The sequence below is a fragment of the Bradyrhizobium lablabi genome, assembly GCF_001440475.1.
In the GTDB taxonomy this organism is placed as follows: domain Bacteria; phylum Pseudomonadota; class Alphaproteobacteria; order Rhizobiales; family Xanthobacteraceae; genus Bradyrhizobium; species Bradyrhizobium lablabi.
In genome coordinates, this window is the sequence record NZ_LLYB01000058.1 from 299 (window position 1) to 14,786 (window position 14,488).

The following is a 14,488-nucleotide window of genomic DNA, read 5'->3' on the forward strand; positions in this document are numbered from 1 at the left end:
TCCAAGGGCATCATCGACCCGACCAAGGTGGTCCGTGCGGCGATCCAGAACGCGTCCTCGGTCGCGGCTCTCCTGATCACCACCGAAGCCATGATCGCCGAATTGCCGAAGAAGAACGCTCCGGCCGGCGGCGGCATGCCCCCCGGCGGCGGCATGGGCGGCATGGACTTCTAAGTCCAGCCACTCAGGCGATACGCAAGAAATGCAAAACCCCGGCAGCGATGCCGGGGTTTTTGTTTGGGAGGCGATGTGGATAACCGCCACAGCCGTGAAGGCTCACTTGCAACGCGACCTGAGCAAAAAGCTTCCTGCCCCCTGCGATATCCCTGTTATGCACAGTGCTCCCGCAAATATACGATCGTTTAGGTTGACAATCTTAAAAAAAATTCTCGCGAGAGTCGGAATTCGAACCGACGTTCCGCTTCTCTTGGCCCAAAGTTGTATCCGGGTCGGGGCTAAATCAAAGCTCATCCAAAATCTGATCGGAACACGGAGCGCGAGCTCTCGTGACGCATGCGAGCGTCGCGGAGAATGCTTTCGCTTGAGAAGGAGTAATGTTGCGTGAGTGAAAGTGAAATGAAAGTAATCGCAAACGGAACCAAGGTCTTCAGGACGCCGCTACCGGATTTCTCGACCATCGCCTTGCCTGGCATCGGCAGCAACGAACAGGTCGTGGCGCGCGCGCGGGAAAGCTTCGAGAAGATCAAGGCCGCTTCGGAGGAGATGACCGAAGCGCTGCGCGAGACCTGTTCGAGCAGTTCCCGAAACACGACCGACTACGGGCTGAAGCTCTTTCAAATCTCAAACGCCAACGCGGCCTCCGCGCTTGATTTCCTGATCGATCTCTGTGGCAGCAAGTCTGCGACAGATGTTCTTACGTTGTCCGCGGCGCAAACGCGCAAGGCGTTCGATGCCGCTTCCAACCAGAACAGGGAGTTGTGGGTCCTCGCCCAGAGGCTTGCGACCGAGACGGGTGAGCCGATCAGGAAGCACCTCACCAACGTCTTCCGCCAAGCTGGCTAAAACAGCCCGCGCAGCACGTCCAAGGATTTCGTGTTGAGGAGGGATCCGGCCGGTTGGAGATGAGCCTGACGAGCATGCAGCCCCCACTGGCCGTGCTCGACCAGACAAGGTGCGAAATGCCCCCCCAAGTAATCGCACCGATAACGGGCACCTTCCAACCGGCCGGAGCTTTTTGCACCAACGATAAAGACAATCGCTAGGGAGATCGACATGGGTATGGTGATGGTCAAATGTCCGCAAACCGGATTGGCGATACCCACCGGAATCAAGACTGATCGTGAAAGCTTCGGCCGTCGCCCGGTGTTTTTTTCGCGTACGCGTTGCGTGATCTGCCACACCGATCATCCGTGGTTTGCCCGCGAAGCCTGGGTCGACGAGCCGGGCATCCGGGTGCGGCATCGTGCCGGTGCCCCGGCGTAGTCGTCGACACAGATCGGGTGACGATCGCGATGGAGGGGCGCCATGCCACGCATGCAAATCACAAACGAAACATCCACCTGGCTGCTGCAGGCCAAGGACATTCTCGATGAAGCACGACGGCTGAAGCCGGGCCCCGAGCGCAAGGAACTGCGTCAGACGGCGAAGGCGTTGCGAGAAATTGCGAAGCTCGAGGCGGCATCCGAATCAGCGCCTGAACGTGATTGGCGGCCGAAAACCTGATTGGCTCCGCGGCTGATGGGGCGTTCCCGTAACGCGGTCGCGGCAAGTCGCGACGTGGAAGTTCACGCGGTCGCGCGAAATGCGCTCACATCGCGTCGCGCGATTTGATCTCGATCGCCGTCCGGGGTTGGGTCGAATTCGTCGCGAAGATCTCTTCGACCTCCAGACGCATGGTGTTGTGGCATTCGCACGCTGCCGCCGCGAGCCCTGCCCGGTCGATCTCGATCAGGCCTCGCCGATCGGACCTGATTGCCCCGCACGTTCGCAGGTTACGCATCACGAGCGTCACGGTCGTACGTCGCACGCCGAGCATTTGCGAGAGGGCCTGCTGCGTGAGCGGGAGCACATCATGGTCGACACAGTCGCGCAGCTGAAGCAGCCAGCGAGCCATGCGGGCTTCGACCGGGTGCAGCGCATTGCAGGCCAAACCGAGCTGGAACTGTATCAACATCGCCCTGACGTGAATTTGAACCATGCGTCGGATCGCGGGGCTTCGGCTAAAGGCGCCGTGAAATCGCGATGCAGGAATACGCGAGGCGGTGCCGGCCGCACGAACGATGGCCGTCGTCGTCGAAGGTGATGGCCCGAGCACCGAAAGGATGCCGACGGCTCCCTCACGCCCGACTGCCGCGGTAGCAACCGTGTGTCCGTCCGCCATGTCGATCATCAACGCGATAGCGCCGCTATGCGGGAAGACGACGTACTCAATATCGTCCCCCGCCCGCAAAAGGACCGCGTCCTGTTCGAGCGCGATTGTCTCAAGCTCGGGTTCCAACAGATGGAGATCGGGTGCAGGCAATGCTGCAAGAAGGCGATTGCTCATGGCATCGCCAGGGTTCATTGCGGAGGATCCCGCAGTGACGTGTCTGCGGCGCTCTCCATTTGGAGAGCCGCGAAACGGCCGTTTTAACATAGATTAAAGCTGCTCTCTCAACGCGCACTGATGCAACAACGCTGGCACCCCAAATAACAAATTCCAAACACCCGGTTGCGTGCGGGCTTTCCGCTCGCAGTGAGAAGTTAGATGCAAATGGGTCGCCTGACGCAACCGCAAAATACGCATGGGTAATACGGTAACAATACGGGTAGCACGGTAACAGTGCAGGAAGTTCCAATTCCGGAGCATGGCAAATGTACCCGGCGACCGGCCCATCGCCTTGCAGCCAATTCCTCGGACAGGATGCAAGAAAATTCGGCAGCGATGCGATGTTGTCTTGTGACCCTCGCCCTGCCCGGCTGCGCATCGCAGCGGTCAATACGTCTTCGCCCAGCGTCTGCGACCGCGATGATCTAGCCGAACAGGCGGCCGAGTTCACGGCGCTCCGCGGAATCGAGCGTCTGCAACATCGCCTTCTCGCGCGTGATGAAGCTGGCCGGACTCGCTCAGGTGCAGGACCCGCCGGCGGCTGTCGGCGCCGCGTTCCAGGGCAGCGTCGGCGCACCCTTCATTCCACCAGCGCGCGGCCACCCTGCTGATACCGATCCTTCGTGATCTCGAAGATGAAATAGCGCCGGTCGCCGGACAATTCCCGGGTGAACAGCCCCTCGCGCCTGACACCGCCGATCTTGGTCATGGCGCCCTGCGAGCGCCAGTTTTCATCGCCCACCCAGAAGATCACGGTATCGACGACGGTGAAAGCGTGGTCGAGCATCAACCGCTTGACCTCGCGATTGGCGCGGCCGCCCCAGTGACTGCGGGCAAGGAACGTCCAGCCGATCTCGATCTCGCTCAATTCGGGCTCATAGCCGTAATACCGGCTCGAGCCGATGATCCGTCCACTCGCCTGGTCAATGAACGCAAAACCCATTTTCGAATCGACCGCGCCATCGAAGAATTTGCGAAACCCCGCTTCGGTGTAGCGATCCGGCACCGGATGCACTTTCCAGATCTCTGGATCGCAGCCGGCCGCAAACATCTCAGTCCAGTCGTCCCTGGAAATGGGTCTGACGGTGATGCTGGGGCCGACAAGCGTCGGTTGAAAATCGGGCTGGAACATCATGAGAATGTAGCGTTGCCAGGTGGTGCCTGAAACCAAAAAATGAAGGGCCGCCCGTGGGCGGCCCTTTAACCTGACAGCATCGTCATGGATGCTGGACGCAGACGCTCATCTGGCTTTTCGCCATGGCGCATCGGTCTCCCAATCGCCGGCCATGATCGAACCGTAGGGGATCACCTCATCGATCACCTCCCCGAGGCCGTATTTCGCGATCTGCGATCGTACCGATGCGGCGTTCTTGTAAGCCTCCGGCAGTTCCGACAGGTCAGGCTTGCCGCAGTAGAAACGGGCATCGATGCCGGTCGGCAGCCGAGGCTTGTTCTCGCGCAGGAAAGCCTTGCGTCCGACGTTGCGGCCGGCGCCATGGGGCGCGAAGCCAAGCGCGTTCTTGTTGTCCCTGTGCTTCAGCAGCAGCACCGGTTCGGCCATGTTGAGCGGAACGATGGTGCGCCCGTCATCATCATCGGAGAAGGCGGACCAGTTCGGGGTAGCCCCCTTGCCGTGATAGAACAGGCCATCTGCCTTCCTGAAGACGAAGTTGTGTTCGTTCCAGAAGCGATCAACGATACTATTGCCGATCTTCGCAGCGGTGAGGTCGTGGATCGCATGGTGGTTGGCCTTGGTCCAGAGCCGCACGATCTGCAGCGCTTCCCAGTAGGCACGGCCGTCCTCGCTTGACGCCTTGATCCAGGCATTGTGGTCGGGGATCTTCGGCGCGTGAATCGCCGTGTGCTTTCTGGCGACTGCCATTCCGCGCTTGTAGACCTGCGCACCCAGGCCGCGGGAGCCATGGTGCGTCACTAATGCGGCATGCCCGGTCGATTTGAGGTGACCGACATAGGCAAAGTGATTGCCGTCGCCTTGCGTGGCAAAGTGACCGATCGCAAACCTCTCGAGGCCCTTCAGGAATGGATTGACGGCAAATTTCGACATGATCTCGTCGGGCGGCATGTGAATGCCGTCCCGGCCGCCCGGACCGAAATGGGTGACACTCTGAACGGCATCGAGAATTCGCTTGGGATCATCCTTGCGGGCAAACACCGTAATGGCGACTGAGCAGCAAATGTCCGACGAATGGAATCCTGGATGGATCGCATCCTCGCATGCGACAACGCCGCCGACCGGGATCGTCCCGGCCGTCGTCCCTGACGGGCAGGCATCGGGCATCACAGCACCGGCCACGATTGTCGGCACCCGCATCAACGCATCCATGTGCTGGGCGACGGCTGCGATGTTGGCACGCTCCAGCTCGTTCTCGGCATCGATCAGCATCGAGAACGGCAGACCGTTGGTCCGCATCAACGTTTCAATCGGCTGCAGGGCCTGCAGCGCGACAAAGATCGCATCGTCATCCGCGCCGCCGGCGCGCATGGTGTTGGCGGTCTCCAAGGCATCCTTGAACCAGCGCCCGGGTCTAAAGCCCCAGGCGATCAGGGTGTCACCGTCAATGGTCTGAGATACTCTCATGATTACCGCCTCGACGAATTGTCGTTCGTTCCATTCGATGAAGGGCCGCCCGTAGGCGACCCTTCCTTGTCACGCATTCTCCGCGGACTTGATGCGGACCAGCTTGCTCAGCAGCGCGTCGAGGCCCTGCCCGTCGCCTGCATGCAGGTCGATCCGGCCGACCTTCTCGACCAGCCGCTCCAGCGACTCCAGCTCCTTGAGCCGCAGCAGCAGAGGGTTCTCCTCCATCAGCTTGGCCGTGTTCAGGAGCGAGCGCGTTGCCGCAGTCTCTTCCTGCCGGCGGATCAGGTTCGCCTTCGCGACCCGCTCCGCCTCCACGACCTTGTTGACGAGCTCGCGGATCTCGCCGGGCAGGATCACGTCCTTCACACCGAGCTCCGTAACCTCCACGCCGCTATCAGCGACGCGGTCGCGGACATAGTCGCGCAGCTCCGCATCCAGCGCAGCCTTCGCCGACAACACCTCGTCGAGCGTGCGGCCCGCCACCGCCTCGCGGATCGCGAACTGCACCAGGCGGTACAGCCACGCATCCACGTCGGGCACGGCCGCGACCACGCGCTCGGGGTCGACGATCCGGCGGAATGCCGTCAGGGTCACACGCAGCGCGATGCGATCCTTGGTCAGCATTTCCTGCGCGGTGATCTCGACCGCCTGGGGACGCAGGTCGAGGCGCTTGACCTCGATCTTGCGGCCGGCGATCCAGAACGCATGCCGGCCGGGCACAAGCCGCTCCACCAGCCGGCCCTCGACATAGAGCAAACCGGCCTCGTGGTTCTCGACCACCGCTTCCGTCACGATGGTGGGACGGTTGCGCTCGATCATCGCCAGGTGACGCGCGGTCACGCGGGGATCATCAGCCACATCGATGCGCTCGACGTCGATCGAGGTCGCAACCTTCCAGTAGACGCGCGCCTGCCAGGGCGTCATCAGGTGCACGGGACGGCCGTCGAGGCTGACGATGGCGATCTCGTTCGCCTTCGTCTCCACCGCCTCGAACAGCTCAGCGGCCAGATCAGGCCGCGCGGCCTTCAGCACCGCGTAACGCTCCGCGGGAAATTCGGTGCGAACGACGTTGAAGATCTCCGCCGTCAACTGACGCCGCAGATCGAACAGCCGGTGACGGCCGGGTTCGAGCACGCGCTCGAGCCTGCCGTTACGCGTCAGCAATGCGCGCTCGCCATCCTTCACCGTCAGCGTCTTCATCAGCAAATGCCAGGTCACGGCACGCCTCCATGGTTTGCCTCCGGCCCTCGCGGGGTCGGAATGCGGGTTTCGTTTGCAAAGGACGTGGGGACGCGGACGACGCTTCCTGAAAGCTCGGCGGGCCGGGTTTGAGCCTGCGCGACGACGGGCGCACGCGTGCAATCGCTCGACTTGCGTCGAGCGTTCGCACGTAGCCACCCGGCATCAACGCAGGTGGTATCCACCGCGGCGCAAAGCCGGTCTCACAGTGTCTAAGTTCGGACGAAAAGCCTTTCGGCAAGACGGCCGGACCGCGACTGAAGCGCGCGTCCGGTCCCCTTCAGAGGCATCAGCTTTTCAGGCTGAAACGGAGCGCTGGAGCGGGATTCGAACCCGCGACAGGATGATTCACATTCATCTGCTCTACCAAACTGAGCTATCCTTCGTGTGTGCTACAGACCGGAATCGAACCGGCGACCTTCGGGTACATCCCGACGCTCTACCGCTGAGCTACTGTCGCATCCTCGTTCGGCGGAACACGAAACCGTAAGACGGCCCGCGCCAGTCGGGATCACAACGAGCCCGAACCCATGGCCAAAGCAAGGGAGCGCGGAAATAAAGCAAGCAGCTTGAGATTGCAAGCCCCCACGCCGGATTTTTTTCGTCGCCAAGATGGATTGTTGCGGCGCGAGCACAGCGCGCAGGATAGGCAAAGGCAACGGCGATGCTACATCCGACCGTCATTGCGACGAGCCAACGGGTCGCGCGAATGCGCGCCCGATGACAGGCTCCGCGACGAAGNTATCCCCGCGTTGAACTATGGATTGCTTCGCTGCTGTTCAGCCCGGAGAGATAGCTTACACCTGTTCGGGGACATGGTTGACACGTCAAAATCGGCAGGATTCGTCGAACAAGGGGGCGAGCCATGCCGTGGCGAGAGGTGTCTGTCATGGACCAACGACGTGAGTTCGTGATGCTTGCCAAGCAGGAGGGAGTAAACCGGCGGAAGCTGTGCCAGCAGTTCGGCATCAGTGCCCAGACCGGCTACAAGTGGATTGAGCGGTACGATGCGGGCGATACGACACTGGCGGACCGGTCGCGTCGACCTCATCATAGTCCGGATCGCACTGCTGCTGCGATCGAGCAGCAGATCGTGGCTTTGCGGGATGCCCATCCGGCTTGGGGAGCGCGCAAGATTTTGCATCGCCTGAAGCGCGACCGGCAGGCCGTGCCGGCCACATCGACGGTGCATGAGATCCTGCGCCGGTACGATCGCGTGCCGGAGCCTGCGGGCACGCCTGGGCAGCCCTACATCCGCTTCGAGAAGGAAGCACCCAATCAGCTCTGGCAGATGGATTTCAAGGGGCACAGTCCGCTCGAGAACGGCGTCTCCTGTCACCCGCTGACGATGCTGGACGATCACTCGCGTTTCTCGTTGTGCCTGGCTGCTTGTGACAACGAGCAAGGCTCGACAGTACGCGGACATCTCGAGGAGACATTCCGCCATTACGGGCTGCCCGATGCGATGTTCGTCGACAATGGCGGTCCTTGGGGCTTTACGCTTGAAGACCCCTGGACCGGGCTGACCGTCTGGCTTTTGAAGCTTGGCGTTCGGGTGATCCACAGCCGGCCCTATCATCCGCAGAGCAGAGGCAAGAACGAACGCTTCCATCGCACGCTGAAAGCCGAGGTGTTTGCCTTCAAGCGCTACCGTGACCTTGCCGATGTCCAGCGCGCGTTCGACCAATGGCGAGGCATCTACAATCTCGATCGGCCGCATGAGGCGTTGAACTACAACGTGCCGGCAAGCCGCTACAGACCCAGCTCGCGGACGATGCCGGACAGCTTGCCAAGGGTGGACTACGACGAGCACGAGATCGTCCGCTCCGTCTCCACCACCAAGGCCTACGTCAGCTTCAAAGGCAAATTGTGGAAAGTCCCCCAGGCCTTTCGTGGCGAGCGGCTTGCGATCCGTCCACTCGATACGGACGGCAGGTTCGGAATATTCTTCGCCGCCCATCAGGTCGCGGCAATCGATTTAGGGTGATCCAAAAGTGTCAACCATGTCCCCGAACAGGTGTAAGCTATCTCTCCGGGCTGCACACTGCGCTCGCAATGACGTGGAGTAGCCCACCATCCATCAACAGCATTGCATTGAATGATGGGCACGCTTCCGCCTTCGCTCGTTGAGCTACGGCGGACAGGTCGCTTTGCCCACCCTACGAGATCTGTCGTCACGCGAAGATCGCGATCAACGCACAAGCGTGCCTATGCGTTCGGTTCGCACGATCGATAGATCTCCGTCGGTACTGGGCTTGCGAGAAAAATAGATAAGTCCGGCGCGACCAACGATGTTTTCGACCGGCACGTAGCCGATCGCCGAAAGCACCCGGCTATCCGTGGAATTGTCACGGTTATCACCGAGTACAAAGACGTGGCCAGCCGGAACATCGTAGACTCTCGTGTTGTCGTAAAAGCCGTTGTCGACGCAATCGAGTGTTTCATGGCTCACGCCATTCACCAGTGTTTCGCGCCAGCGCTTGGTCCGCTTGCCATCACCCGCCCCGCACGGCTCATCGCCGACGACATCGGACAATCTCTGCCGTTGTACCGGCACGCCGTTGATGTAGAGCAGCCCCTGCTGCATTTGAATGCGGTCGCCAGGCAATCCAATGACACGCTTGATGTAATCGACCGCGTCGTTTCTTGGCGCTCGAAAGACAACGACGTCGCCGCGCTCCGGCACCGAGCCGAAGATGCGTCCTGAAAACAGACGCGGAGAAAGCGGCAGGGAATAACGGCTGTAGCCGTAAGCATATTTCGAGACGAACAAGCTATCGCCTTCCAGCAGCGTCGGCATCATCGAACGGGCCGGAATATAAAACGGCTGGAACAGGAACGTTCGGAATATGATCGGCGAGAATAGCGGGATCGCCAAAGTCACGGCCACGACAACCAAGGCTATCTTGCCCCATCTGCGTGGGGATCGACCTGCGTTCTGAACCAACGTCATGATTACCCAATCCTGATCGCTCGCGATCAGGATAACCGAGATGGCGTCAAGTGCAATCTTGCGTTGATTCCAAGTCGCCGCCGTCGAAGAGGTGCGAGCCGAACAAACTTTGGGATGGTCGTCTTCCCCAGCAGAAAGCCGCGCCTACTGAACCTTCGCCAGCACCGCGAGGCGGCGGATGCCCTTGTTCTTGTAGGCGTCGAGGAAGGCGTAGTAATCCTTGAACGACACGCAACCGTTGGATTGTCCGCTCGGCCCGAGCATGTAGGTGTGGGCGAGCAATCCGTCGCGGTTGAAGATCTTGTCCTGACCGCCGATCGGCGTCAGCCGCAGCGCCGGCACGCCGTGAAACAGCGCCTCGCGCGGCTTCAGTTCGTAGATGTGCGGCGGCGTAACGCCCTGCATCCGCACGTGCGCAGAGCGAACGTCGTCCATCCTGGAGCCGAGGCCGGAATGGGCCTCCAGCCTGGTGCCATCGGGCAGATAGACCATCTTCGCGGAAATATCGTAGACCGCGGTCTGACGATCATAAGGCGGCGAACCACCGAGCATCGGGTTCTGGCTTCGCGTATCGATGATGCTTCCGGTGACGCTGGCGTCGGCGGAGGCATAGGCCAATAGCGAGTTCGACGGCTGCTTGCCCCACAGCTTCTCGACCATGTTCGACCTGTCGCTCGTGCCGATCGACATCACCGCCGCCTTGGCGCGCTGCGCCATGTCGCGAAGGGAGTTGCCGGAGGCTTTCGCAGGTTCCTGCGGCGCCGGGGCCGGGACATTGAGCGCAAGCTGGGTCGCCGGGGCCGCAACCTTCGGCTTCGGCGTTTCCGCACGCTTGGGCGCCTCGACGGCCTTTGGCGGTTCAGCCGGCGGCGAAGCCTCCGCCAGTTTCGTTGTTTCGACGGGCCTGGCCTCGCCAGCTCTCGACGGTGCGCCTTGCGCGGCCGCGGCGGCGAACCTTTCGTTGAACATCAGCGAACTCGCGACGTTCTCCGGGGCTGGCATCACCAGCGGCCGCTGCTCCAGCGATGCGAAGATTTCGTCGAAGGCCGGCCGTACCGGGCTGGCGGCGATCGTGGTCGAGTTGCTGGCGGCGGGCGCCTCATAGGCGGCGCTGGTCACGGAGGGATAGATGCTGGCGCCGATCACGTTGCTGTAAACGGTCCAGCCGCAGCCCAGCACGAGGCCGGCGACCGCGACACCGCCAAGAAAATACTGAGGAATGCCTTTGCCGGAGGATTTCCTGCGGTTGTGCACCGCAGGGCCGTACGCACGCTTACGCTTACTCATTCACACAACGCCCAGAACAACACTTCCACCAAGTCCCCCGTTTGATGCCGCGTCCCGATAGGTCCCCGGCAGCATCTCGCAGAGGCACAGAGCGTCATTAAGGCGACTTTTAGTTAAATCCGGCTTAAACCCGGGCGGATGTAAGGCAAGGCCCAAATGCATGGAACTATTGGGGAAATTGCCTCCGTAATGATGCGGGGATTTCGCCACAATCAGGGACATCCGGCGGTTCTGCCCACCGGATGTCCCATATCGGGCCAAGTTGAGGCATTAGTCCTTGAACGGGTCGAACTCGTTCTCGCCGGCCATCGCCACGGCGAACGGACGCAGCGTGTGCTGCACCCTGACCGAGCCGGAATGTTCGGCGATCACCTCCGGCAGCCGGCGGTAGGCCATCGGGCTTTCGTCGAGGTCCGCGCCGACCAGCGTCACGCCGCGGGAGTGCAGCCAGGCGTCCATCTCCGTGCGCGTGAACCGCCGCTTGGCTTCCTTGCGGCCAAACAGACGGCCCGCGCCGTGCACCGTCGAATAGAGCGAAGCCTTCGCCTCCTCGCTGTCGACGCCCTCGACGATAACAGCATCGTCGCCCATCGATCCGCCGATGAAGCCACGCTGGCCGGGAAATGCCGGGGTCGCGCCCTTGCGCACCACCCACAGATCCTTGCCGCCATGGTTCTCCCGCCACGCGTAGTTGTGGTGGTTGTGAACCATGTCGGTGACCTCGCCGCCGATGATCTTGCGGACGCGCTCGACCACCCATTCGCGGCCGGCATAGGAATAGCGCCCGGCGAGCTGCATCGCCGCGATGTAGCGCCGTCCGATCTCGCTGTCCTCGTCGATGACGGCGGGCGGCACGTTCATGCCGTCCGTGCCGCCCGCGGCCTTGAGGTAGCGGGTCGCGCTGGTGTGGCCAAGGCCGCGGCTGCCGAAGTGCACGCCGATCCAGACAAAGCCCTCCTCGTCGCGCAGCAGATCGACATAGTGATTGCCCGATCCGACGGTGCCGAGCTGCGACACCGCCTTCTGCCGGTAAGCGCCCATGTCGGATTCCCGCCACGCGTCGGCGTCGTCGAACAGTTCATGCTCGACCCGCTCGTCGTTGGTACGTCCGACACCGAACGAGATCACGTTGTGCACATCCTTGATGATCGTGCCGACGTTGCTCTCGATCTGGCTGAACGGTGTATCGAGGCGCACGGCCATGTTGCCGCAACCGATGTCGAAGCCGACGCCGGAGATGCTGATCTGCTTCTCATAGGCGATGACGCCACCGACCGGCTGCGCATAGCCGAGATGACCGTCCGCGCAGATGACACCGGCGACCGCGTTGCCGACCGACATGCAATTGCGCATCTGCGCGATCGTGGCGTCGTCGTGCTTGCCGAAGATCTTGAGCGGACTGTTCTGGTACTGCTCAGCCTGCGGCCTGAGCGCGATATCGGAAGCAACAGCCTCCGCGTCCCGCGCAAGCTTCTCCTTGCGCGCGGCGTCGCGAAACAGGCACCAGGTCGGCATCGGCCGCTGGCCGGGCCGATCGATCTTTGCATCGGGGTCGAGCCCGGCCTCGACGGCCAGGGCCCGAGCGCGCTCCTGGTAGGGATCGGATCGCATCTCACTCTCCTTCACTGCACTATATCGTTCCGAAAGCCGCTCAGGACTCCGGAACGACCTGCGTCAGTCGCGACACAGGCCGGTTGGGTTTGCAGGCAGGGAGGAATTAGGAGGTCGAGCTTGCCAAAAATGGCTTACCGCGGATCATTCTCCCTGCCTAGGCGGCAGGGGAACACCCGCTGCCGCGTTACGCTAGTAGTCTTTCTTGGAGGTACGATTCACAAATCGAATACACACCAAGGACGCACGCCAAAGCGCGACCGCGCCGGACGAGCGGCTGGCCTGCATAATTTGACGGGTTGGTGTCTATACGAAGCATCGTATTTCCATAGATCGCGGAAGCGCGCGATCACATACATCAATTTCCGGATTTGTAAATAGCACTCACAACGTCCGCGCGTCGCGGATGCTAGGCCGTCGACTCGTAAGCGCGGAGCCACAGCCGGATCGAGGCGAGCTGGACCTTGGCGAGGAAGTCGGTGGCGAGCTTGTCGTAGCGGCCGCACGTGAAAGCTGGAAGCCCATGAGGAGCTTTTCGCAACTATTCAACCAAGCGCTTGGCCGCTTCGATGAAGCGAGCACTACAATCCCGGTGATCTCGCCGCCCAAGCCTTGGTAGCCTGGCAGCTTTCCATCGCTCGGGCGTATGCAGGGCGTGCCGTCGTGCGGGCGAGATAGTCCCGCTCGCTAGATCCGGGGACGTAGTTGCCAGTTCGCAGGCCGAGCAGGAGGGCGTAGCTCACCGAGATATCGGCAGCCGTGAATCGGTCGCCGGCGAGATAGGGGTAATTCGCGAGGCGGCGGATAACCAACCCCAGCCGACTCTCAAAGGTCTCGAGTGCCCAGCAGGTAACCCGGGCATTTCGCTCGGCTTCGGGCGCCAGTTGGCGACCGACAAGGACGGCGTTCATCGGCCCGGCGAGCCCGGCCTCGCCTAAGTGGAGAAATTGCAGATAGGAGGCGAAGGCGGGATCGTCCGGGGCGACGGCAAGCGAACCTGAGCCGTGGCGGGCGAGCAGGTATTCAACGATCGCGATCGATTCGACCATGATCGTCTCGCCGTCCTGCAGTACGGGAATGAAGCCGCCGGGGTTGATCGCGAGGAAATCGCGATCATTCTCGACTGCGAACAGATCGACCGGGCGCAGCCGATAAGCCAATCCTAATTCCTCAAGCAGCCAAATAACACGGAAGCCACGACCTTCGCCATAGACGGTGAGCATAGTTGAGCATTCCTGGATTGGACTAGATGTACTAACTCGCAAAGGTAAGCCAGTCGCGCAACGGACTGTCGATGGCGCATAATGCGCTCAAGGCTTGGCGCATATTTGTCATCCTACAGTGCGGGCCCTTCCCACTTTATGGGTTCACGACCTAGCTAGTAGCCCAATCGCGGATACCAGTCCTTGCCGCGCCCTTCGGGCGTGGTGTCGAGGATAGTCCACAGCGGATCGATGTCAGGCGCGCCGCGCGGGTCCTGTCCGGGATCGGCGGTCGATAGTCCCATTTCGGCGGACCAGAAATGACGAATGCTGCCGTCTCGGCGTGTGAACACGTTGTAGCCGGGCGCATCGGCATCCGCGGCGCTGACGTAATCGCGCGTGTAATCGCCCGACATATCCGAATAGATCCGGTGTCGCGTCCAGCCGCGCGCCCTCTTCGCCTCGATCAATCGCGCGATCGGCGAGCGCGCCACGAACACGAATGCGATGCGCTGTTCGACATCGGGCAGCTTGGCTTCCCAGGTGCTCATGAAGGAGGTGCACATCGGGCACGGCTGCTCGCGCTGCGGACCGAACATGTAGCTGTAGATCACCAGCGTCTGCTTGTTGCCGAACAGGTCCGACAAGGTCGCCTTGCCGCCCTCGCCTTCGAACACATAGTTCTTCGTCACGGCGCCGCCCGGCGGCAATGCGCGACGCAACTCTGCCACGCGCTCGATGTGGCGGCGCAGTTCGATCTCCTCCGCCAGCAATCGCTCGCGGGCGCGACGATACTCGGCGCTCTCGTTGGGGAAGCGCACGCCGTTTCCGCGTGCGAGTTCGGCGGCGGGTTTCAGTGCGGAACCGGACATGACAACACCTCCATTGGACTGGACGATTGGAAGACGTTACAGGCCTTGTCGGGCCGACAGCGGCGAGCGAAAATTTTGGGGCTAAACTGCTGGTTTTCAGTCCGTTTAGGCGGGGTTTTTGCCCTGTTCTCGCATGGCAGCTATCGCCGAACCTTAATCGTCGCACATAGACAC

At 61.6% G+C, this 14,488-nt stretch carries 13 protein-coding genes, 2 tRNA genes and 2 pseudogenes; 5 read left to right on the plus strand and 12 right to left on the minus strand.

What is annotated here, in order from left to right:
- The 4 genes and pseudogenes from groEL to CQ14_RS12210 all read left to right on the plus strand — a co-directional run.
- A pseudogene (gene groEL, locus CQ14_RS48215) lies at nucleotides 1-174 on the plus strand (chaperonin GroEL); the annotation flags it as partial.
- A gap of 402 nt (nucleotides 175-576) precedes the next feature.
- Nucleotides 577-1,023: a phasin family protein gene (locus CQ14_RS12195; protein ID WP_057858131.1), complete on the plus strand. Its 447-nt coding sequence runs from the start codon at nucleotides 577-579 to the stop codon at nucleotides 1,021-1,023.
- Between the two features lie 210 nt (nucleotides 1,024-1,233).
- Nucleotides 1,234-1,443: a hypothetical protein gene (locus CQ14_RS12205; RefSeq protein WP_057858133.1), complete on the plus strand. Its 210-nt coding sequence runs from the start codon at nucleotides 1,234-1,236 to the stop codon at nucleotides 1,441-1,443.
- Nucleotides 1,444-1,485: 42 nt separating this feature from the next.
- Nucleotides 1,486-1,683, plus strand: coding sequence for a hypothetical protein (locus tag CQ14_RS12210; RefSeq protein WP_156434921.1), 198 nt, complete (start codon nucleotides 1,486-1,488; stop codon nucleotides 1,681-1,683).
- A gap of 85 nt (nucleotides 1,684-1,768) precedes the next feature.
- Here CQ14_RS12210 and CQ14_RS12215 read toward each other — a convergent pair whose 3' ends face one another.
- From CQ14_RS12215 to CQ14_RS12240, 6 genes are all read right to left on the minus strand, one after another.
- Entirely contained in the window at nucleotides 1,769-2,524 is a 756-nt protein-coding gene (locus CQ14_RS12215) for a Crp/Fnr family transcriptional regulator (protein WP_057858135.1), read from the minus strand.
- A gap of 604 nt (nucleotides 2,525-3,128) precedes the next feature.
- Nucleotides 3,129-3,683, minus strand: coding sequence for a GNAT family N-acetyltransferase (locus tag CQ14_RS12220; protein WP_245320310.1), 555 nt, complete (start codon nucleotides 3,681-3,683; stop codon nucleotides 3,129-3,131).
- 105 nt (nucleotides 3,684-3,788) lie between these two features.
- Nucleotides 3,789-5,147, minus strand: coding sequence for an RtcB family protein (locus CQ14_RS12225; protein WP_057858136.1), 1,359 nt, complete (start codon nucleotides 5,145-5,147; stop codon nucleotides 3,789-3,791).
- Nucleotides 5,148-5,216: 69 nt separating this feature from the next.
- The gene (locus CQ14_RS12230) at nucleotides 5,217-6,350 is read right to left on the minus strand and encodes a slipin family protein (protein ID WP_430650169.1); all 1,134 of its coding nucleotides are present in this window, start codon (nucleotides 6,348-6,350) and stop codon (nucleotides 5,217-5,219) included.
- Nucleotides 6,351-6,705: 355 nt separating this feature from the next.
- Nucleotides 6,706-6,771: transfer RNA gene (locus CQ14_RS12235), tRNA-His, on the minus strand.
- Nucleotides 6,772-6,779: 8 nt separating this feature from the next.
- Nucleotides 6,780-6,849: transfer RNA gene (locus CQ14_RS12240), tRNA-Thr, on the minus strand.
- A 405-nt stretch (nucleotides 6,850-7,254) separates the two neighbouring features.
- On the opposite strand from CQ14_RS12240, the gene CQ14_RS12245 reads away from it, so the two are divergent.
- The gene (locus CQ14_RS12245) at nucleotides 7,255-8,376 is read left to right on the plus strand and encodes an IS481 family transposase (RefSeq protein ID WP_082649827.1); all 1,122 of its coding nucleotides are present in this window, start codon (nucleotides 7,255-7,257) and stop codon (nucleotides 8,374-8,376) included.
- Nucleotides 8,377-8,580: 204 nt separating this feature from the next.
- Here CQ14_RS12245 and lepB read toward each other — a convergent pair whose 3' ends face one another.
- From lepB to CQ14_RS12270, 6 genes and pseudogenes are all read right to left on the minus strand, one after another.
- The gene (gene lepB / locus CQ14_RS12250) at nucleotides 8,581-9,342 is read right to left on the minus strand and encodes a signal peptidase I (RefSeq protein ID WP_082649828.1); all 762 of its coding nucleotides are present in this window, start codon (nucleotides 9,340-9,342) and stop codon (nucleotides 8,581-8,583) included.
- Nucleotides 9,343-9,486: 144 nt separating this feature from the next.
- Nucleotides 9,487-10,629: a DUF2778 domain-containing protein gene (locus CQ14_RS12255; RefSeq protein ID WP_082649829.1), complete on the minus strand. Its 1,143-nt coding sequence runs from the start codon at nucleotides 10,627-10,629 to the stop codon at nucleotides 9,487-9,489.
- A gap of 270 nt (nucleotides 10,630-10,899) precedes the next feature.
- Complete coding sequence (locus tag CQ14_RS12260; RefSeq protein ID WP_057858139.1) at nucleotides 10,900-12,240, minus strand: RtcB family protein; 1,341 nt, start codon at nucleotides 12,238-12,240, stop codon at nucleotides 10,900-10,902.
- A gap of 409 nt (nucleotides 12,241-12,649) precedes the next feature.
- Nucleotides 12,650-12,739 (minus strand): annotated as a pseudogene (locus CQ14_RS43530) (IS5/IS1182 family transposase); the annotation flags it as partial.
- Nucleotides 12,740-12,821: 82 nt separating this feature from the next.
- Nucleotides 12,822-13,463 carry a glutathione S-transferase family protein gene (locus CQ14_RS12265; RefSeq protein ID WP_057858140.1) on the minus strand — a complete coding sequence of 214 codons (642 nt, stop codon included), beginning with the start codon at nucleotides 13,461-13,463 and terminating at the stop codon, nucleotides 12,822-12,824.
- 155 nt (nucleotides 13,464-13,618) lie between these two features.
- A complete protein-coding gene (locus tag CQ14_RS12270) occupies nucleotides 13,619-14,314 on the minus strand; it encodes a DUF899 family protein (protein ID WP_057858141.1) in 696 nt (231 codons plus the stop codon).
- Nucleotides 14,315-14,488: the final 174 nt, after the last annotated feature.